The sequence below is a fragment of the Streptomyces sp. CoH27 genome (assembly GCF_020181035.1).
GTDB classification, from domain to species: domain Bacteria; phylum Actinomycetota; class Actinomycetes; order Streptomycetales; family Streptomycetaceae; genus Streptomyces; species Streptomyces camelliae.
Map to the genome: position 1 here is coordinate 315,892 of NZ_JAIQYY010000005.1, position 19,784 is coordinate 335,675.

17 protein-coding genes are annotated in these 19,784 nt (G+C 69.7%); 8 read left to right on the forward strand and 9 right to left on the reverse strand.

Features of this window, described 5'->3' with window-relative positions; all coding sequences use genetic code 11:
* Window positions 1-33 precede the first annotated feature (33 nt).
* From LE548_RS10360 to LE548_RS10375, 4 genes are all read left to right on the forward strand, one after another.
* The gene (locus tag LE548_RS10360) at window positions 34-1,305 is read left to right on the forward strand and encodes a vanadium-dependent haloperoxidase (RefSeq protein ID WP_225096380.1); all 1,272 of its coding nucleotides are present in this window, start codon (window positions 34-36) and stop codon (window positions 1,303-1,305) included.
* Between the two features lie 31 nt (window positions 1,306-1,336).
* Window positions 1,337-2,254, forward strand: a complete 918-nt coding sequence (locus LE548_RS10365) for a LysR family transcriptional regulator (RefSeq protein WP_225096381.1) — start codon at window positions 1,337-1,339, stop codon at window positions 2,252-2,254.
* 136 nt (window positions 2,255-2,390) lie between these two features.
* A complete protein-coding gene (dmpI, locus tag LE548_RS10370) occupies window positions 2,391-2,573 on the forward strand; it encodes a 4-oxalocrotonate tautomerase DmpI (protein ID WP_361196183.1) in 183 nt (60 codons plus the stop codon).
* A gap of 45 nt (window positions 2,574-2,618) precedes the next feature.
* Entirely contained in the window at window positions 2,619-3,065 is a 447-nt protein-coding gene (locus LE548_RS10375; RefSeq protein WP_225096383.1) for a nuclear transport factor 2 family protein, read from the forward strand.
* A 56-nt stretch (window positions 3,066-3,121) separates the two neighbouring features.
* Here the strand turns inward: LE548_RS10375 and rbsD are convergent, their stop codons facing one another.
* The 7 genes from rbsD to LE548_RS10410 form a co-directional block, all read right to left on the reverse strand.
* Complete coding sequence (gene rbsD / locus LE548_RS10380) at window positions 3,122-3,502, reverse strand: D-ribose pyranase (RefSeq protein ID WP_225096384.1); 381 nt, start codon at window positions 3,500-3,502, stop codon at window positions 3,122-3,124.
* A complete protein-coding gene (locus LE548_RS10385) occupies window positions 3,499-4,401 on the reverse strand; it encodes a ribokinase (RefSeq protein ID WP_225096385.1) in 903 nt (300 codons plus the stop codon). Before LE548_RS10385 ends, rbsD begins: the two co-directional genes overlap by 4 nt.
* Window positions 4,402-4,518: 117 nt before the next feature.
* Window positions 4,519-6,480, reverse strand: coding sequence for a substrate-binding domain-containing protein (locus tag LE548_RS10390; protein WP_225096386.1), 1,962 nt, complete (start codon window positions 6,478-6,480; stop codon window positions 4,519-4,521).
* Entirely contained in the window at window positions 6,470-7,999 is a 1,530-nt protein-coding gene (locus tag LE548_RS10395) for a sugar ABC transporter ATP-binding protein (protein ID WP_225096387.1), read from the reverse strand. The genes LE548_RS10390 and LE548_RS10395 overlap by 11 nt, the downstream gene beginning before the upstream one ends.
* Window positions 7,996-9,045, reverse strand: coding sequence for a LacI family DNA-binding transcriptional regulator (locus LE548_RS10400; protein WP_225096388.1), 1,050 nt, complete (start codon window positions 9,043-9,045; stop codon window positions 7,996-7,998). The genes LE548_RS10395 and LE548_RS10400 overlap by 4 nt, the downstream gene beginning before the upstream one ends.
* A gap of 1,016 nt (window positions 9,046-10,061) precedes the next feature.
* On the reverse strand, window positions 10,062-10,982 hold the full coding sequence (locus tag LE548_RS10405; protein ID WP_225096389.1) for a hypothetical protein: 921 nt from the start codon (window positions 10,980-10,982) through the stop codon (window positions 10,062-10,064).
* Window positions 10,983-11,017: 35 nt separating this feature from the next.
* A complete protein-coding gene (locus tag LE548_RS10410; protein ID WP_225096390.1) occupies window positions 11,018-11,422 on the reverse strand; it encodes an ATP-binding protein in 405 nt (134 codons plus the stop codon).
* A gap of 188 nt (window positions 11,423-11,610) precedes the next feature.
* Between LE548_RS10410 and LE548_RS10415 the strand changes: the two genes are divergently transcribed.
* The 4 genes from LE548_RS10415 (at window position 11,611) to LE548_RS10430 (ending at window position 16,429) form a co-directional block, all read left to right on the forward strand.
* Window positions 11,611-12,447 carry a helix-turn-helix transcriptional regulator gene (locus LE548_RS10415; RefSeq protein ID WP_225096391.1) on the forward strand — a complete coding sequence of 279 codons (837 nt, stop codon included), beginning with the start codon at window positions 11,611-11,613 and terminating at the stop codon, window positions 12,445-12,447.
* Between the two features lie 6 nt (window positions 12,448-12,453).
* A complete protein-coding gene (locus LE548_RS10420) occupies window positions 12,454-12,636 on the forward strand; it encodes a DUF397 domain-containing protein (protein WP_225096392.1) in 183 nt (60 codons plus the stop codon).
* A gap of 33 nt (window positions 12,637-12,669) precedes the next feature.
* Window positions 12,670-14,943, forward strand: a complete 2,274-nt coding sequence (locus LE548_RS10425; RefSeq protein WP_225096393.1) for an ATP-dependent RecD-like DNA helicase — start codon at window positions 12,670-12,672, stop codon at window positions 14,941-14,943.
* A gap of 196 nt (window positions 14,944-15,139) precedes the next feature.
* The gene (locus LE548_RS10430) at window positions 15,140-16,429 is read left to right on the forward strand and encodes a citrate synthase (RefSeq protein ID WP_225096455.1); all 1,290 of its coding nucleotides are present in this window, start codon (window positions 15,140-15,142) and stop codon (window positions 16,427-16,429) included.
* Between the two features lie 718 nt (window positions 16,430-17,147).
* Here the strand turns inward: LE548_RS10430 and LE548_RS10435 are convergent.
* Both LE548_RS10435 and LE548_RS10440 read right to left on the reverse strand, forming a co-directional pair.
* A complete protein-coding gene (locus LE548_RS10435) occupies window positions 17,148-19,412 on the reverse strand; it encodes a cation-translocating P-type ATPase (RefSeq protein WP_225096394.1) in 2,265 nt (754 codons plus the stop codon).
* A gap of 85 nt (window positions 19,413-19,497) precedes the next feature.
* Window positions 19,498-19,737 (reverse strand): heavy-metal-associated domain-containing protein, encoded by a 240-nt coding sequence (locus LE548_RS10440; RefSeq protein ID WP_225096395.1) that lies wholly within the window; start codon window positions 19,735-19,737, stop codon window positions 19,498-19,500.
* Window positions 19,738-19,784: the final 47 nt, after the last annotated feature.

Here is a 19,784-nt window from a genome sequence, read left to right on the forward strand (position 1 = left end):
GAGCGACCTCGATGACGTGAAGAGGTGATCGGGTTGCGGAAGACACTCGCCGTACTGACCGGAGCCGCGCTGGCAGCCGGACTCACCAGCCCCGCATTCGCAGCCGGCGCCGCTCCCTCATCCACGGCGCCCAGGGCGTCGGCCACGGCGTCGGGGACGTCGGTCGTGGAATGGAACCGCGAGCTCATCACCATCCTCGGCGATCCGAAAGCGCAGCCCGCCACCGTCCAGCCCACGCGCAGCTTCGCGCTCCTCCAGGCCGCCGAGTACGACGCGGTGGTGTCGATCAGCCGGGGCGGCCCCGCCTACCTGTTCTCGGTGTCGGCGCCGCGAGGCGCTCGTGCGGATGCCGCGGCGGACCAGGCGGCCCACGATGTGCTGGTCGCCCTGTACCCGGGCAAGCGCGCGGGCGTGGACCAGCGGCTGAGGAGCCAGCTGTCCGCGATTCCGGGCGGCCCGGACAAGCAGGCGGGCACGGCTGTGGGAGCCGAGGTCGCCCGCAGGCTGATCAGCCTGCGGTCCGACGACGGGTCGTCGGCGACACCGCCGCCGTTCCACCCCGGCGACAAGGCCGGTGACTACCGGCCCACCCCTCCCGACCATCCGGCACCGGTGTTCACCGACTGGGGCTCGGTCAAGCCGTTCGTGCTGACCAGCGGACGCCAGTTCCGCCCGGCAGCACCGCCGGCCGTGAGCAGCGAGGCGTACGCCACCGCCTTGAACGAGGTCAAGGGCCTGGGAAGCAAGACCAGTACCACCCGCACCGCCGATCAGACGGCGGCCGCGAAGTTCTGGTCGGCGGCGCCCGTCTGGAACGTCTGGAACCAGATCACGCAGAACCTGGTCACCTCGCAGAACACGAGCCTGGAGCAGGCGGTGAAGGTCTTCGCCCGGCTCGACCTCTCCCTCGCCGACACCACGATCGCGACGTACGACGCCAAGTACACCTACCGCGTGTGGCGGCCCGTGACCGCCATCCGGCTCGGCGGTACGCACTACAACCCGCGCATCGTCGGCGACCCCAACTGGACCCCCCTGTTGAAGACCGCCCCGGATCCGTCCTACCCCAGCGCTCACGCCGCCCTCAGCCAGGCGGCGGCAACGACGCTCGCCGGGCTCTACGGTGCGCGGCACCGGCTCACGGTGACGTCGAAGGGCATCACCCGCACCTTCGCCGGCTTCCAGGACGCCGCCACCGAAGCGTGGCTCAGCCGGATCTGGGCCGGCCAGCACACCTCTCTCGACAACCGCGCGGGACAGCAACTCGGCACGCAGGTGGCGGGTTTCGTGGCAGGCCGGCTCTGACCGTCGGCCCGGCGGTTGTTTAGCTACGGCCATGGAACTGCGTCAACTTCGCTACTTCGTGGCCGTCGCCGAGGAACTGCACTTCGGGCGGGCCGCCGAACGGCTGCTGATCGTGCAGTCGGCCGTCAGCCAGCAGGTGCGGCGGCTGGAACGGGAGCTCGGCACCGACCTGTTCGACCGGTCGCCGCGGCGGGTGCGGCTGACCGAGGCGGGGCAGCGGTTCCTGCCGGCGGCGCGCGAGGTGCTGGCGGCCGAGCAGCGGGCGCGTGCGACGGTGGCCGACTACGCCGCCGCCCGCGCCGACCGGTTGCGGGTGGGCACCAGCACCGGGATGGGGGACCGGCTGGATCAGGTGCTGGAGGTGCTCGCCGTTCAGGCCCCCGAGCTGCGGGTGGAGCTGGCCTCGGCCCCCACGGCCGTACGACTGGAGCAGGTGGCGCGTGGCGAGCTGGACGCCGCTTTCGTGCGCGGGGTGGAGGAGGGCCCCGACGGAGTCCGGCTCGTTCCGGTGTGGCAGGACCGGCTCCTGGTGGTCCTCGGCGCCCGGCACGTCCTGGCCCGGCAAGCCGAGCTGGAGCTGGCCGAGCTGGCCGCTCTGCCGCTGTATCTGACGGCGCGGCGCAACAATCCGCCCCTGGTGGATCTCGTCGTGGGCGCATGCCGTGACGCCGGCTTCGAGCCCGTACCCGGCCCGGCGCACAGCTCGCTCCAGGACACCCTCGCAGCTCTGGGGGCGGGCAGTCCCGGCTGGAGCGTGGTGTACGCGTCCCACGCCGCCCAACTGGCCACCGAGCGGGTCGCCTTTCTGCCGGTGCGGGAGGCCGGCGGGCACGGGACCCCCCTCGTCCTGCCGACCGCGCTCGCCGTGCACCGCACCTCACCCCCGGCCCGCCTCGGATCTTTCCTGGACGCCTGCCGTGCGGTCGGCGCGAGCGATCACGCATCGTGAACGCTGCGTGCGCGAGGTGGCCCTGGGTCGCGCGCCCCGGATCGAGTGAACTGGTGGTCGTACAAGGAACACGCAGCAACACGCAGCAACACGCAGGAACACGCAGGAACTCGCTCATCGATCTCAGGAGATGAACATGCCCATCGTCACCGTCCAGCAAGGCCCGCGCAGCACCGAGCTCAAGCGCGAACTGATCGCCCGCATCACGGACGCCTTCGTGGACGCCTACAAGATCCCTGCCGACACCGTCCAGGTGTGGATCAACGAGGTCCCGGCCGACAGCTGGGGCGCCGCCGGCACGCTCACCGCCGACAAGTAGCCGGACAAGTAGCCGGACAAGCAGCCGAGAGGAACCGACGCCGCCATGACCACCGCCGAGCGCACCGAACGCACCGAGTCCGACGAACCCAGGGACGTGGTGCTGCGCTACTTCGAGGCGCTCGCCGCCGGGGACCAGGAGACCATCTGGGACAGCTGGGCCGACGACGGCATCTGCTGGTACGGCGGTGACCTGCCCATCTCCGGCACCTGGCAGGGCCGGGACCAGGTCATCAACGGATTCCTGGCGACGGCCTTCGCCCACCTGGACCCCGACCGCGAGATCGGCCTGAAGATCACCAACGTCTTCGGCGAGGGCGAGCAGGTGCTGGTCGAGTGGGACTCCTGGGCGACCGGCAGGACCGGCAGGCCCTACCACGAGCACAACATCGGCGTCTTCACCGTCCGCGCCGGAAAGATCACCGGCATGCGCGAGTACGCCGACACCCAGCACTGGGAGCGTGCCCTCGTCGCCCCGGACCCGGTCCGCTAGAAGAACGCCCGCCAGAAGAACGCCCGCCAGAAGAACGCCCACCAGAAGAACGCCCGCTAGAAGAACACCCCGCACCGCAACAGCACATTGGCGTACGGCCGCGCCTCCCCGGTGCGGACCACCAGCCGGGCGCCCGCAGAGAGTTCCTTCAGCCGCTCGTGCGGGACCAGCTCCAGGTCCTCGAAGTGGCCCTCCAGCAGCGCCCGGTTGGTCCCGCGCAGCTCCTGCGCGGCCGTGGCGCCCTCCACCACCAGCTCGGCCAGCAGCCCGTCCAGCACCTCCGCGAACGACGGCACACCGGCCCGGAACGCCAGGTCCACCACCCGCGGCCCGGCCGGGATCGGCATACCGGCGTCACACACCAGCACCCCGTCCCCGTGCCCCAACTCGGCTATCGCACCGGCGAGATGACGATTGAGGATCCCCGCCTTCTTCACAGGGCCTCGACCTCCTCCGCCGTCGGGTACGACTCCTGCGCGCCCCGCTTGGTCACCGCGGCGGCGCCGACCCGGGCCGCGTACTGCGCCGCCTCCGCCAGAGAGGCACCCGACCCCAGCTTCCAGCCGAGAGCCGCCGTGAAGGCGTCGCCCGCCCCCGTCGTGTCCACCGCGTCCACCTTCACCGACGGCACCCGCGTCACCCCGGAGGAGTCGCACACCAGCGCCCCCTCCGCGCCCAGGGTCACGACCACCGAGCGCGGCCCCTTGGCCAGCAGCAGCCTCGCCCAGTCCGCGGGCTCCTCGCTGACGCACGCGTCGCCGAGGACGACCCGGGCCTCGTGCTCGTTGACGATCAGCGGGTCGCAGGCCGCCAGCACCTCCGAGGACAGCGGCCGCGGCGGCGACGGGTTCAGCACGAAGCGGCTGTCCGGAGACAGGTTCCGTACGACCTCCACCACCGTCTCCAGCGGGATCTCCAGCTGCGCCGACACCACCCGGGAAGCGTGGAAGAGGCTGCCCGCCGCCCGGACGTCCGCCGGGGTGAGCCGGGCGTTGGCCCCGGGGGACACCACGATGCTGTTGTCCCCTTCAGGGTCGACGGTTATCAGCGCCACGCCCGTCGGCGCCCCGCCCACCAGCACGCCGACCGTGTCGACGCCCGCCGAGCGCAGCGAGTCGAGGAGCAGCCGGCCGTGGCCGTCGTTGCCGACCCGCGCCAGCAGGGTCGTAGCGGCACCGAGCCGGGCGGCGGCGACCGCCTGGTTGGCGCCCTTGCCGCCCGGGTGGACGGCGAGGTCACCGCCGAGCACCGTCTCTCCGGCGGCCGGCCGCCGCTCGACATCGATCACCAGGTCGGCGTTGGCCGACCCCACGACCAACAGGTCGTAGTCGTACATCAGTTGACTCCCCTTGATCCCCGTGACAGTCCTGCGGGACGACCCGGGGCGGACGGCCGCCACCCGGAACACCCGAGGTGCCCATGGTGTACGACCGCCCGCCCGAGCCGTCCGTCATCAGCCGCTGAAACCGGCCACGTTGTCCTTCGTGACCACCTTCACCGGCACCTTCACCGTCGACTCGACCTTCTTGCCCTGCACGGCCTTCAGCGCGTTGTCCACGGCGATCCTTCCCAGCTGCGACGGCTGCTGGGCGACCGACGCGTACAGCGTGCCGTCCTTCACCGCGGTCAGCCCGTCCGGGGTGCCGTCGAAGCCGACGACCTGCACCGACGTGCCGGCCTTGGAGCCGAGCGCCTTGATCGCGCCGAGCGCCATCTCGTCATTGGCGGCGATCACGCCCTGCACGTCCGGGTGGGCCTGGAGCAGGTTCGACATCACGTCGAGGCCCTTGGTGCGGTCGAAGTCGGCGGGCTGCTGGGCCACCACCTGGATACCGGGGTAGGCCTTCAGACCCTGGGCGAAACCGGCCGCCCGCTCGCGGGCCGCCGACGTACCGGCCTGGCCCTGGAGGATCACGATCTTGCCCTTGCCGCCGAGCTTCTCGGCGATCGTCTTGGCCGCCAGCTCACCGCCCGCCACGTTGTCGGACGCCACCAGGGCATCCAGGTCGGCCTTGTTGACACCCCGGTCGACGGCGATGACCGGGATCTTCGCCTTGTCGGCGGCCTTCACCGAGTTGCTCGCCGCGTCCGAGTCGACGGGGTTGACGATGATCGCACCCAGCCCCGAACTGGTGAAGTTCTGGAGCTGGTTGGCCTGCTGCGAGGCGTCGTTCTGGGCGTCGGTGACGGTCAGGTCCACGCCCAGCTTCTTCGCCTCGGCCTGGGCACCGGCCCGGATCTGCACGAAGAAGGGGTTGTTCAGGGTGGACAGCGACAGACCCATGCGCGGGGTCGCCGACGAGGACGACCCGGTGTGCAGGAAGGAGGTCGCGCCGACGACCGCCACGGTCACGACGGCCGCGAGCGCGTACGTCGCCGCCTGCTTGCCCTTGCCGCCCGGAGCACCGCCGGTGGTCACCGGGGTGGCCCCGGCCTTGCGGCGCACGGTGTCCAGCAGCACCGCCAGCGCGATGACGACACCGATCACGACCTGCTGCCAGAACGCCGACACCGACAGCAGGTTGAGGCCGTTGCGGAGCACCGCCAGGATCAGCGCGCCGATCAGCGTGCCGGACGCCTTGCCGGTACCGCCCGCGAGCGAGGCACCGCCGATGACGACCGCCGCGATCGCGTCCAGCTCGTAGCCGGAGGCGGCCTGCGGCTGCGCCGAGGACAGCCGGGAGGCCAGCACGATGCCGGCGACGGCCGCGAACAGCCCGGACAGGGCGTAGATCGCGAGCTTCTGCTTCGACACCCGCAGACCGGAGAGCCGGGCGGCCTCCTCGTTGCCGCCGATGGCGTACATCGAACGACCGATGTACGTCCGTGCGAGGACCACGGCCGCGACGAGCCCCATCACCACCATGACCAGCACGGGCACCGGCAGCCAGCCGCCGAGCGTGTCACCGAGGTGCGAGACCGAGTCCGGGAAGGCGATCGGCGAACCCTGCGAGATGACGAGCGCGAGCCCACGCCCCACGGACAGCATCGCCAGCGTCGCGATGAACGGCGGCAGCTTGCCGTAGGCGATGAGGAAACCGTTCACCAGCCCGGCCACGACACCCGTGCCGAGGCCGAGGAGGACGGCGACCGGCACCGGCACCCCGTGCTGCGTGGCAGTCCAGGCCAGCACGGTCGCCGACAGCGCGGCCACCGACCCGACCGACAGGTCGATGCCCGCCGAGACGATCACGAAGGTCACACCGAACGCGAGGATCGCCGTGACAGCGGCCTGCACACCGATGTTGAGCAGGTTGTCGGTGGTCAGGAAGTCCCCGGACAGCGCCGACAGGGCGATGACCAGGACGATCAGCGCGGTGAGCGCGCCGTTGTCGAGGAGCAGCCGGCGCAGGCCGCCGGGGCCTCCGGGGGCGCCAGTCGCGCCCTTCGTGCTCGTGAGTGTGTCAGTGGCCACGGCTGGCCTCCTTCTGGGTCTTCTCGGTGCTGGGGGTGGAGACGGCGAGGGACATGACCGCGTCCTGGGTGGCCTCGTCGGCGGTGAGCTCACCGGCGATCCGGCCCTGGGCCATGACCAGCACCCGGTCGCTCATGCCGAGCACCTCCGGCAGATCGCTGGAGATCATGAGTACGGCGGCCCCGGCGGCGGTCAGTTCATTGATCAGCTGGTAGATCTCGACCTTGGCGCCGACGTCGATGCCACGCGTCGGCTCGTCGAGGATCAGCACCTTGGTGTCGGCCAGCAGCCACTTGCCGATGACGACCTTCTGCTGGTTGCCGCCGGACAGGGTCCGCACAAGCTGCCCGAGGCCCGCCATCCGCACGCCCAGCTGCCCGGCGATGCGCTCGGCGGCCACGTGCTGGCTCTTACGGTCGACGAGCCCCGCCCGGGTGGCGGCCCGCATGGTGACGAGCCCGAGGTTCTCCTCGACGGAGGCGTCGAGCACGAGCCCCTGCCCCTTGCGGTCCTCGGGCACGAGCCCGATTCCGGCGGCCATGGCGGCGTTCACGTCATGCCGCTTGAGCCGCGTGCCGGAGACGGTGACGGCGCCGCCGTCGTAGGGGTCGGCCCCGAACACGGCCCGCACGACCTCGGTCCGCCCGGCTCCCACGAGCCCGGCGATCCCGACGACCTCCCCGGCGTGCACCTCGAAACTCACGTCGTGGAACACCCCGTCCCGGGTGAGCCCCTCGACGCTGAGCAACGCCGAGCCCCGCTCGGGCCGCTGCCGCGGATACTGCTGCTCGATGGACCGCCCGACCATGAGCCGTACGAGCTCGTCCTCGGCCGTGGAGGCGGGCACCTGCCCGACACTGCGCCCGTCCCGGATGACGGTCACCCGGTCCCCGAGGGCGGCGATCTCTTCGAGGTGATGGGTGATGAAGACGACCCCGACCCCGTCCTCGCGCAGCTGGCGCACGATGCCGAAGAGCTTCTCCACCTCCTCGGAGGTGAGCACGGCGGTCGGCTCGTCCATGATGAGCACGCGCGCGTCCAGGCTGAGCGCCTTGGCGATCTCGACCATCTGGAGCCGGGCGATACCGAGTTCACGCACACGCGCGCGTGGCGACACATGGACACCCACGCGCGCGAGCAGAGCCTCGGCGTCGGCCTCCATCCGCTTCCGGTCGATCATCCCGAAGCGCCGGGGCTGGCGCCCGAGGAAGATGTTCTCGGCGACGGTGAGATCGGGAACGAGGTTGAACTCCTGATAGATGGTGGCGATGCCGAGCCGCTCGGCATCCTGCGCACCATGGATCCGCACTTCCTGACCGTCGACGCGGATCCGTCCGTCATCGGGCGTGTAGGCCCCGGAGAGCATCTTGATGAGCGTGCTCTTGCCGGCGCCGTTCTCACCGAGCAGCACATGGACCTCGCCCCGGCGCAGATCGAAGTCGACGCCGTCGAGCGCGACCACGCCGGGGAAGGTCTTGCGTATGCCCTCGATGCGCAGCAACTCGTCCGGGTTGCTCACGACGTGCTCCTTTGCACTGGGGAGGGGGACTGCGTGGGGGATGGCAGGGATGTGGGCGGCTCACCGCACGAGCGGCGTACGACGAGCCGGGCGGGCAGGGTGACGGACCGGGGGGTGCGCCCCTCGATCCGGTCGACGAGGGCCCGTACGGCGGCCCGCCCCAGCTCACCGGTCGGTTGGGCGATCGCGGTGACGGGCGGATCGGTGTGCACGAACCAGGGGATGTCGTCGAACGCGGCCAGCGCGATGTCGTCCGGAACGCGCAGCCCACGCGCGCGTACGGCGTCCAGGGCGCCGAGTGCCATGAGGTTGTCGGCGGCGAAGACGACGTCCGGCGGCTCGGGAAGATCCAGGAACCCCTCGGTCACCCGCCGCCCGCTCTCGGCCTGGAAATCGCCCTGGCCTATGTAGGCGTCGGGAAGCTCAAGCCCGTACTCGGCCAGCGCGGCCCGGAAGGCCTCGACGCGCTCACTGCCGGTCGTGGTGGCGGCGGGCCCGGCGATGATCGCGAGCCGCCGTTGCCCGAGGGAGTGCAGATGCGCGACCAGATCCCGTACGGCGGCCCGCCCGTCAGCCCGTACGACAGGCACGTCGAAGCCCGGGATCCACCGGTCCACGAACACCATCGGCGTCCCGGCGCGGGCGGCGTCGAGCATGAGCGGCGACCCGCCGTCGGTGGGGGAGATGAGCAGCCCGTCGATCCGCCGGTCGAGCAGATTCCGCACGTGATGATCCTGGATCTCGGGCCGCTCGTCGGCGTTCCCGATGATCACGCTGTACCCCAGCGCCCTGGCCTCCTCCTCGACGGAGCGGGCCAGCTCGGTGAAGTAGGGGTTCAGCACGTCGCTGATGACGAGCCCGAGGGTGTGCGTCTGGTCGGTCCGCAGCGACCGGGCGACGGCGTTCGGCCGATACCCGAGCGCTTCTACGGCGGCCAGCACACGCGTGCGTGCGTCCGCACTGACCGACGGATGCGCATTCAGGACACGCGACACCGTGGCCACGGACACCCCGGCCGAGGCGGCGACATCCTTGATACTCGCCAACGCGCTCACCTCCTCGTGAGACTCCCTGTGGAACGGACAGCGGTGTAACCATCGAGTCGTGTAATCGATTCCATGCCGTGCCGCAGGAAGGATTGGAATCGATTACATGGCGGGATGCAAGAGGTTGAAGGTTGACCGAAACCTAATCGTGACCGGGGTGGGGGTGTGAGGTGGCGAGGTCGGCGGGGGTGGACGTCGGCTGCGAGGTTGCCGTGGGGCCGCCCGCTTCTCGGCGAGTGTCGTGCCTCCGCGAGCTGCGTCAAGGGCGCTCCCGTTCCGCTTCGCTCCACTCCCGCGTCGGCTGACGCCGATGGCCCTCCGGGCCACCCTTGACTCACCTCGCTCCAGCACGGGGGAGAAGCGAGCGGGCAGCCCGGGGAGCAGTGGGCGCCTTACCGGGGTTGACCCCTGAGTCGGCTGCGTTCGTGGCCTTGGCTGTGGGGGCGCGGTCGCGTCTCGCATGGACGCCGGGTGGGCGAAGCAGCTTGCGAGTTGTGGGGGCGGGAGTGGCGCGCGCCTGTGGAGTGGCAGCGCGCCGGGTGGGTGTGGGCTGAGCGGCGATCACCCGGTGAGTGGAGAGTTTGGGCGCGCGGGTGGCGGGGCGGTGTGCGTAAGGAAGCCTCATCCACCACCTGCCCCGACCGTCTGCCGCCCCAGTCCGTGGCCCAGATCTACCAATTGCCGCCCAGGCGAACTCGATTGAGCCTGCCTCGACCTTCGGCATGACCAGGGATAGCCGCTGAGACGGCCCGGCGTGCCGACGAGACGCGATCGCGCCTCCGAAACCGACGGCGACTACTCAGTCTCCCTCAGGGCCCGGTACCGGCCGGGGCCACCGCTCTTCCGGGCCGCTCGCTCGCTTCTTCCCCGTGCTGGAACGGGCCGGGTCAAGGGTGGCCCGCAGGGCCATCGGCGCAGCCGACGCGGGAATGGAGCGCAGCGGAACGGGAGCGCCCTTGAGGCGGACCGTGGAAGCACGACACTGAGAGGAAGCGAGCGGCCCCACGGTCACTTGCTCACTCCGTGTCGAACAGCTCCGCGGCGTCCGTGGCGTGTACGGCTCGCTGGGCCCAGACCTCCAGTTGGCCGAGGTCCGTGCAGGTGCTGACGCACTCGCGGACAGAGTCGGGCACCGGGATACCGCGCCACTCCAGGACCCGGAGCACCATCTCCGCCTTGGCCTCGGCTCGACCCTCTTCCCGCCCCTGCTCCAGACCTTGTTCCAGGCCCTGTTCCCGGCCTTCCTCCCGCACCTGCTCGGCCAGCGGGTGTCGCCAGAAGTACTGGACTGCCGTCATGAGATCCCTCCACATCTGCTTCGCCTGGGGGTCGGTCAGGCATGAGTCGACGAACTGCACGAAGACTGCGGCGCTGTCGGGGTCGATGGTCCGCAGGGCGGCGGCCAGGGACTCCAGTATGGCCGGAGCCTGGGGGCCACGCCCGTGTGTCATGGCCGAGAGCACCGCGAGGGGGACGTCCAGCTCGGCCTGTTTCTCGTCCGCGATCACCGGGACGTTGTCCGGGCCGAGTACGAGCGGCCGTACCGTCAGCGACTCCCAGCCCGGGAAACCGAGCCGGATGGGACGCGCGGCCCAGCGTTCCGTACGGCTGCTCTGGGTGATGACGATGAGGACGGGCTCGCAGCGGTACTTCTCGTACAGGTAGCTGAGGTAGTAGGGCCAGCTGCCCCGCTTCCGGTCGTCCACCTTCCCCTGCGACTCCACGACCAGCAGGTACGTGCCCTCGTCCGTCTCCGCCCGCAACAGGGTGTCCACGCGGCGCTCGACCGGTTCGATCTCCGTGAGGTCCACGTTCAGCGCGGCGAACTCCCTCGGTTCAGGGAAGGGCACGTGCAGGACCTTCTGTAACGCTTTCGTCAGCAGTGTCGGGTCCTTCTGAAAGATCTGGTGCAGCGCCTCATGGGACGAGCTGACCATCACTTCTCCTCTCGTACGACGTCGTGATCAACGAGCTAGGCGGCCACAAGTTCGCACCACACGAACTTGCCCTTGCTGCCGAACCGGGCCGCCGGCTGCCACCCCCAGAGGTCCGCACACGCCATGACCAGCCCCAGCCCGCGCCCCTCCTCCAGCTCCGCCACCTGCTCCAGCGCACGCGGCGGGTCGGGCGGTACCGGGTCGGTGTCCCAGGCCCCGATCCACACCATGCCCTCCGGGGACCGGCGGACCCTGAGCGCGGCGGGCCCCTTGGTGTGCCGTACGGCGTTGGAGACCAGCTCCGTGGCGAGGAGTTCGGCGGTGTCCACCAGTCCGGTCAGACCGTGCAGGGTGAGGATCAGGCGAAGGGTGCGGCGGCACACCGTGACCGCTCTCAAGTCTTTGGGGATCTGGAGGGTGTAGTCCCAGGTTTCGGGCATGCGTCATCAACTCCGTTGAGGTGAAGGGATTTTTGGGCGCAGGGTGGCAACGCCGCATACGCGGTGCACTTCCGCTGCGTGTGCGGTGCGTCACCGACGGTAGATCTAAATCTAGGGACGCGGCAAGCCGGTCGCGTAATCTGACGCCGAACGAGTTGCGCCAAGAGGCGTGTGAGGAGAGCCAGTCGATGGTGAAGAGGCGCGAACCAACGGCACGTCAGATGCGACTGGCAACCGAACTGCGCAGACTCCGTGAGGCTGCGGGTCTCAACTCCCGCCAGGCGGCGGCGCTCCTCGGCGTGGCCCCCGCCCAGATCACCCATATCGAGTCCGCCCTCGCGGGCGTGAGCGAGCAGCGACTCCGTCGCCTCGCCTCCCACTACGCCTGCACCGACGAGGAGTTCATCGACGCCCTGGTGGCGATGGCCACCGACCGGACACACGGCTGGTGGGAGGAGTACCGGGGCTTGCTGCCCACGTCGTTCCTGGACCTGTCCGAGCTGGAACACCACGCCCGGTTCCTCCGCCACGTGGCAATCCTGTACGTACCGGGCCTGCTCCAGACCGAGGACTACTCGCGTGCCGTCTTCTCGTCCAGGCTGCCGGAACTGACCGCCGAGGAACTTGAGTTGCGTATCCAGCACCGCAAGGCGCGCCAGGAGTTCGCCATCCCCTACGAAGCGGTGATCCATGAGGCAGCACTTCGGATCAGAGTCAGCGACCGTGCCACCTCAAGGGCCCAGCTCACCCGGCTCCTGGAGCACTCCGAGGCGGATCACATCACCGTGCGCGTCATCCCCTTCGACCTGGACGGCTTCGCCAGTGCCTCCAGCACGATGACGTACGTCGGCGGCCCTCTGCCCAAGCTGGACACCGTGGTCCGCGACGCGCTGCACGGCTCGGCCTTCATTGATTCAGAGGCTCAGCTCAACACCTACCGAACGAGTTTCCGTAAGGTGGAGGCCGCTTCACTCGACCCCGGACAGTCGCGTGAATTCATCCACAGCTTGGCGAAGGAGCTATAGGACCCCATGGACAACTGGCGGAAGTCGTCCTACTCGGGCCCGGGTGACGGCAACGAATGCGTGGAAATATCCACCACCCCCACCCACACATCCCTCCGCGACTCCAAAACCCCCACCCGAGCCACCCTCACCTTCCCCACCCCCACCTTCACCACCTTCCTGGAAGCCCTGAAGAAGGCGGACCGGTAACCCACTGTCATACCCCACCGGTACCGTCGGATCATGGCTCAGCAGGCGGGGACCCAGACCGGAGAGCGACGGCTCGCCACGCTCGAAGGCGTGCTGGAACGCATCACGTACGCCAACGAGGAGAACGGCTACACGGTCGCCCGGGTCGACACGGGCAGAGGCGCGGGCGATCTCCTCACGGTCGTCGGCGCGCTGCTCGGTGCCCAGGTGGGGGAGTCGCTGCGCATGGAGGGCCGCTGGGGCTCGCACCCGCAGTACGGCAAGCAGTTCCACGTCGAGAACTACACGACCCTCCTGCCCGCCACCGTCCAGGGCATCCGGCGTTACCTCGGCTCAGGGCTCGTGAAAGGGATCGGCCCCGTCTTCGCCGACCGGATCACCCAGCACTTCGGGCTGGACACCCTCCGGATCATCGAGGAGGAGCCCAAGCGGCTCATCGAAGTTCCCGGCCTCGGGCCCAAGCGGACCAAGAAGATCGCCGACGCCTGGGAGGAGCAGAAGGCGATCAAGGAGGTCATGCTCTTCCTCCAGACCGTGGAGGTGTCGACCTCCATCGCCGTGCGGATCTACAAGAAGTACGGCGACGCGTCGATCTCCATCGTCAAGAATCACCCCTACCGACTCGCCGCCGACGTCTGGGGCATCGGCTTCCTGACCGCCGACAAGATCGCCCAGTCCGTCGGCATCCCGCACGACAGCCCGGAGAGAGTCAAAGCCGGCCTTCAGTACGCCCTGTCCCAGTCCGCCGACCAGGGCAACTGCTTCCTGCCCGAGGAGCGGCTCATCGCCGACGCGGTCAAGCTGCTCCAGGTCGACACCGGGCTGGTCATCGAGTGCCTCGCCGAGCTGGCCGCCCCACCGGAGGAGGACGGAGCGGATCCCGGCGTCGTACGGGAGAAAGTACCCGGGCCGGAAGGTGACAAGGACGAACCCGTCACGGCCGTCTACCTCGTCCCCTTCCACCGCGCCGAAATTTCCCTCTCCGCCCAGCTCCTCCGTCTCCTGCGGACCGAGCAGGACCGCATGCCCGGCTTCCAGGACGTCGACTGGGGCAAGGCCCTCGGCTGGCTGAAAACGCGCACCGGTGCGGACCTGGCGCCCGAGCAGGAGGCCGCCGTGAAGCTGGCGCTCAGCCACAAAGTGGCCGTGCTCACCGGCGGGCCCGGCTGCGGCAAGTCCTTCACGGTGCGGTCGATCGTGGAGCTGGCGCGGGCCAGGCGGGCCAAGGTGCTGCTGGCCGCCCCGACGGGGCGGGCCGCCAAGCGGCTGGCCGAGCTGACCGGTGCCGAGGCCTCCACCGTGCACCGGCTGCTGGAGCTCAAGCCGGGCGGGGACGCCGCCTATGACCGGGACCGGCCGCTGGACGCCGACCTGGTCGTGGTCGACGAGGCCTCCATGCTCGACCTCCTCCTCGCCAACAAGCTCGTGAAAGCCGTACCGCCCGGTGCGCATCTCCTCTTCGTCGGGGACGTCGACCAGCTTCCCAGCGTCGGCGCGGGGGAAGTCCTCCGGGATCTTCTGGCCGACGGCAGTCCCATCCCCGCCGTACGGCTCACGCGCGTGTTCCGGCAGGCCCAGCAGTCCGGTGTCGTCACCAACGCGCACCGCATCAACGCGGGGCAGCATCCGCTCACCGACGGGCTCAAGGACTTCTTCCTCTTCGTCGAGGACGACACGGAGGAGGCGGGGCGGCTCACCGTGGACGTGGCGGCGCGGCGGATTCCGGCCAAGTTCGGGCTCGATCCGCGGCGGGATGTCCAGGTCCTCGCGCCGATGCACCGGGGGCCTGCCGGGGCCGGTGTGCTCAACGGTCTGCTCCAGCAGGCCATCACCCCCGGCCGGCCCGATCTGCCCGAGAAGCGGTTCGGCGGGCGGGTCTTCCGTGTCGGGGACAAGGTGACCCAGATCCGTAACAATTATGAGAAAGGGGAGAACGGCGTCTTCAACGGCACCGTGGGCGTCGTCACCTCGCTCGATCCGGTCGACCAGACGCTGACGGTGCTGACGGACGAGGACGAGGAGGTTCCGTACGAATTCGACGAACTGGACGAACTGGCGCACGCGTACGCGGTGACCATTCACCGCTCGCAGGGAAGTGAATATCCCGCCGTGGTGATTCCCGTCACGACCGGGGCATGGATGATGCTCCAGCGGAACCTGCTGTACACCGCCGTGACCCGGGCCAAACAGCTGGTCGTCCTTGTCGGTTCACGCAAGGCGATCGGGCAGGCGGTGCGCACGGTGTCTGCCGGACGGCGGTGTACGGCCCTGGACTTCAGGCTCATCGAGTCCCATCGCGAAAAATGATCGATCAAATGAGTCACGAAGGTCACAGAGCACTTCCGGATGCCCCTTCCAGGGGGCAGGATGGGCAAGTTGGCGGCACTGAGTGCCGCCAATGGGCCCAATGGTCGACCCCGAGTGCACTCTCCTGAGCCAAATGGGGGATGGTAGAGACAGTCAGGGCACCTCGAAGATGAGGACTACGTCGGTGAGGGAAGACGTGAGCGACAACTCTGTAGTACTGCGGTACGGCGACGGCGAGTACACCTACCCGGTGGTCGACAGCACCGTCGGTGACAAGGGCTTCGACATCGGGAAGCTCCGCGCCCAGACCGGTCTGGTGACTCTGGACAGCGGCTACGGCAATACGGCCGCCTATAAATCCGCCGTCACCTACCTCGACGGCGAGGCGGGCATCCTCCGCTACCGCGGCTACCCCATCGAGCAGCTGGCCGAGCGCTCCACCTTCCTGGAGGTGGCGTACCTGCTGATCAACGGTGAGCTGCCCACCGTCGACGAGCTGGCCACGTTCAAGAACGAGATCACGCGGCACACGCTGCTGCACGAGGACGTCAAGAACTTCTACAAGGGCTTCCCGCGCGACGCCCACCCGATGGCCATGCTGTCGTCGGTCGTCTCGGCGCTGTCCACCTTCTACCAGGACAGCCACAACCCGTTCGACGAGAAGCAGCGCGACCTCTCCACGATCCGGCTGCTCGCGAAGCTCCCGACGATCGCGGCGTACGCGTACAAGAAGTCGATCGGCCACCCCTTCGTCTACCCGCGCAACGACCTCGGCTACGTCGAGAACTTCCTGCGCATGACCTTCTCGGTCCCGGCCCAGGAGTACGACCTCGACCCGGTCGTGGTCTCCGCGCTGGACAAGCTGCTGATCCTGCACGCCGACCACGAGCAGAACTGTTCGACCTCGACGGTCCGCCTGGTCGGCTCCTCGCAGGCCAACATGTTCGCCTCGATCTCGGCCGGCATCAGCGCGCTGTGGGGTCCGCTGCACGGCGGTGCCAACCAGTCCGTGCTGGAGATGCTGGAAGGCATCCAGGCCAACGGCGGCGATGTCGACTCCTTCATCACCAAGGTGAAGAACAAGGAGGACGGCGTCCGTCTGATGGGCTTCGGCCACCGGGTCTACAAGAGCTTCGACCCGCGCGCCAAGATCATCAAGGCCGCCGCGCACGACGTCCTCTCCGCGCTCGGCAAGAGCGACGAGCTGCTGGACATCGCGCTGAAGCTGGAGGAGCACGCGCTCTCCGACGACTACTTCGTCTCGCGCAACCTCTACCCGAACGTCGACTTCTACACCGGCCTGATCTACCGGGCCATGGGCTTCCCGACCGAGATGTTCACGGTCCTGTTCGCCCTGGGCCGCCTGCCGGGCTGGATCGCCCAGTGGACCGAGATGATCAAGGAGCCGGGCTCCCGCATCGGCCGCCCGCGCCAGATCTACACGGGCGTGGTCGAGCGCGACTTCGTTCCGGTCGAGGAGCGCTGACACCTGCCGGTGAGGGGCCGGATTCGTTGGTCCCCTCACTGGAGCAGGTGCTCTTGGTCGGGTGTGCGCCCAAGAGTCTGCCCCTGAAGGTGCGTGGGCGGCTGCCGGCTCGTTGTGGCTTGTCGCGCAGTTCCCCGCGCCCCTCAGGCGGGTGCAGTAGCCCGACGCTGCTTACGCAAAAGCAGAAGGCGCCCTGAGCCGTCAGTCCCCCCACGGGCCGACGACCAGGGCGCCTTCCCATGTCCCGGTGCGGATTCCCCCCACGGGATCCGGCCGGGCGCTCGGAGAGGACAGCGCCTGAATCGCTGTCTGTCGAGCAGAACGAGCAGAACTCGTCCCACTCCAGTGATGCGGTGCGATCTGCCGGGACAGCGCACGCTGGGAGGGCCGCTCAAAGCTCCCCGGTGTACGTGCCCCGGCAACGCATCTCTGAGGAAGTCCCCCAAGACATCCCCAGATGCCGGCTGACGCCCCCCAAGACGCCGAACCGACATCGCCAACTTAGACCTTCGAACCCCTTCGATGGTTACGTTCGCATCACTGTGATCTGCGTCTCTTGCATATGTCCCTTAGGTGCGCAAGAGCCCCGATACGGCGATCGGGGCCCAAGCGTAAGGATGATGCGCGAGCCTTGTGAAGAGCTTATGTGAGGCGCGCGCCCGACTCCAGAGGGTGTCTCACTTCGGCTGGGGCGAACCGCCGGTAACCTCTGGGGACTTCAGCGGAAGCGGCGCAGCCGCAGGCTGTTGGTCACCACGAAGACCGAGGAGAACGCCATCGCCGCGCCCGCGATCATGGGGTTGAGCAGCCCGGCGGCGGCCAGCGGCAGCGCGGCCACGTTGTAGCCGAAGGCCCACACCAGGTTGCCCTTGATGGTGGCCAGCGTCCGCCGGGACAGCCGGATCGCGTCCGCCGCCACCCGCAGGTCCCCGCGCACCAGCGTCAGATCGCTCGCCTCGATCGCCGCGTCCGTGCCGGTACCCATCGCCAGGCCCAGGTCGGCGGTGGCCAGCGCGGCCGCGTCGTTGACGCCGTCGCCGACCATCGCCACGGCGTGTCCCTCGTCCCGCAGCCGCCGTACGACGTCCACCTTGTCCTCGGGGAGCACGTCGGCGTAGACGTCCGCCGGGTCGATGCCGACCGTCTTCGCGACCGCCTCGGCGACCGTCCGGTTGTCCCCGGTCAGCAGGACCGGCGTGAGACCCAGGGCGTGCAGTTCGGCCACGGCCGCCGCGCTGGTCTCCTTGATCGCGTCGGCGACGGCGAGGACCCCGCGCGCCCGCCCGTCCCAGCCGGCCACGACGGCCGTACGGCCCTGCTCCTCGGCCTCGCGGGCCGCCCCCGCCAGCTCCTGCGGCAGCTCGTCGTACAGGCGGCCCACGGCCACCTCACGGCCGTCCACGCGTCCGCGTACGCCCCGCCCGGGGACGTTCTCGAAGTGCTCGACCTCCGGCAGTGCTCCGGCGCGCTCCTCGGCGCCGGCGGCGATCGCGCGGGCGACCGGGTGCTCGGAGGCGTGTTCCAGGGCGCCGGCGAGCCGCAGCAGCTCCTTCTCGTCCTCGCCGTCGGCGACGTAGACCGCCTGGAGGGTCATCCGGCCGGTGGTGACGGTGCCGGTCTTGTCGAGGACGATCGTGTCGACACGGCGCGTGGACTCCAGCACCTCGGGGCCCTTGATCAGGATGCCGAGCTGGGCGCCGCGGCCGGTGCCGACCATCAGCGCGGTCGGCGTGGCGAGGCCCAGCGCGCAGGGGCAGGCGATGATCAGGACGGCGACGGCGGCGGTGAACGCGGCGACCGCGTCCCCGGTCACGCCCAGCCAGCCGCCGAACGTGGCGAGCGCGATGCCGATGACGACGGGTACGAACACGGCGGAGACACGGTCGGCGAGCCGCTGCACCTCGGCCTTGCCGTTCTGTGCGTCCTCCACGAGCTTCGCCATGCGCGCGAGCTGGGTGTCGGCCCCGACCCGGGTCGCCTCGACGACCAGTCGCCCGCCCGCGTTGACCGTGGCCCCGGTGACCCGGTCGCCCGGTCCCACGTCCACCGGCACCGACTCGCCGGTCAGCATGGACGCGTCCACCGCGGAGATGCCCTCGGTCACCGTGCCGTCGGTGGCGATCTTCTCGCCGGGCCGTACGACGAACCGGTCCCCGACGGACAGAGATGCCACGGGGACGCGTACCTCACGGCCGTCCCGGAGCACCGCCACGTCCTTGGCGCCCAGCTCCATCAGGGCCTTCAGGGCCGCGCCCGCCCGCCGCTTGGAGCGGGCCTCCAGATAGCGGCCGAGCAGGATCAGCGCGACCACTCCGGAGGCGACCTCCAGATAGATGGTGGAGGCGCCGTTCATCCGCGAGATGGTGAGCCGGAACTCGTCGTGCATGCCGGGCATGCCGGCGTCGCCGAAGAACAGGGCCCACAGCGACCAGCCGAACGCGGCCAGCGTGCCGACCGAGACCAGCGTGTCCATGGTCGCGGCGCCGTGCCGGAGGTTGGTCCAGGCGGCCTGATGGAAGGGCAGACCGCCCCAGACGACGACGGGCGAGGCGAGAGTGAGCGAGAGCCACTGCCAGTTGTCGAACTGGAGTGCCGGGATCATCGCGAGCAGGACGACGGGCAGCGCGAGCAGCGCGGATATCAGCAGCCGCCGGCGCAGGGCGCCGAGCTCGGAGTCGTAGCCGGGAGTCTCTTCGGTCGTGGCCTCGGGCTGCGGCGGGGCGGGCTCCTCGGCGGTGTAGCCGGTCTTCTCCACGGTGGCGATCAGGTCGGCGACCTGGACGCCCGTGCCGAAGGAGATCTTCGCCTTTTCGGTGGCGTAGTTGACGGTGGCGCTGACCCCGTCCATCCGGTTGAGCTTCTTCTCCACGCGCGCGGCGCAGGAGGCGCAGGTCATCCCGCCGATGAGCAGCTCGACCTCGTCGGCTTCAAAGGAGGTCCCGCCTATCGCCGGGGCTTTCTCTGTGCGGGTGGTGCTGGTCATGTCCGGACTCCAGACATCGGACCGGACTGCACGGAGCCAGTATCAGCTGGTCGGCACAGCCCGGTCGGGGGATCGAGGGGGTTGCTCAGGCCCGGCCGGCCAGCTCGAAGCCGGCCTCGTCCACAGCGGCGCGCACGGCCTCGTCGTCCAGCGGGGCCCCGGAGACGACGGTCACCTCGCCGCTCGACGCCACGGCCTTCACCGAGGTGACGCCGGGGATCTGGGAGACCTCGCCGGAGACGGCGCCCTCGCAGTGGCCACAGCTCATGCCGGTCACCTTGTAGACGGTGGTGACGGAACCGGAGGTGTCGGTGTGGGCGGTCATGTCGTTACTCCTCGTCAAGGCGTAGGGGCCAGTGGGGTCCGCGAGGG

Excerpts from the sequence above, each read along its gene's own strand:
- LE548_RS10365 (WP_225096381.1), top strand. The coding sequence starts at position 1,337 with ATGGAACTGCGTCAACTTCGCTACTTCGTGGCCGTCGCCGAGGAACTG.
- dmpI (WP_361196183.1), top strand. The coding sequence starts at position 2,391 with ATGCCCATCGTCACCGTCCAGCAAGGCCCGCGCAGCACCGAGCTCAAG.
- LE548_RS10375 (WP_225096383.1), top strand. The coding sequence starts at position 2,619 with ATGACCACCGCCGAGCGCACCGAACGCACCGAGTCCGACGAACCCAGG.
- LE548_RS10385 (WP_225096385.1), bottom strand. The coding sequence starts at position 4,401 with ATGTACGACTACGACCTGTTGGTCGTGGGGTCGGCCAACGCCGACCTG.
- LE548_RS10405 (WP_225096389.1), bottom strand. The coding sequence starts at position 10,982 with ATGGTCAGCTCGTCCCATGAGGCGCTGCACCAGATCTTTCAGAAGGAC.
- LE548_RS10410 (WP_225096390.1), bottom strand. The coding sequence starts at position 11,422 with ATGCCCGAAACCTGGGACTACACCCTCCAGATCCCCAAAGACTTGAGA.
- LE548_RS10415 (WP_225096391.1), top strand. The coding sequence starts at position 11,611 with ATGGTGAAGAGGCGCGAACCAACGGCACGTCAGATGCGACTGGCAACC.
- LE548_RS10420 (WP_225096392.1), top strand. The coding sequence starts at position 12,454 with ATGGACAACTGGCGGAAGTCGTCCTACTCGGGCCCGGGTGACGGCAAC.
- LE548_RS10425 (WP_225096393.1), top strand. The coding sequence starts at position 12,670 with ATGGCTCAGCAGGCGGGGACCCAGACCGGAGAGCGACGGCTCGCCACG.
- LE548_RS10435 (WP_225096394.1), bottom strand. The coding sequence starts at position 19,412 with ATGACCAGCACCACCCGCACAGAGAAAGCCCCGGCGATAGGCGGGACC.
- LE548_RS10440 (WP_225096395.1), bottom strand. The coding sequence starts at position 19,737 with ATGACCGCCCACACCGACACCTCCGGTTCCGTCACCACCGTCTACAAG.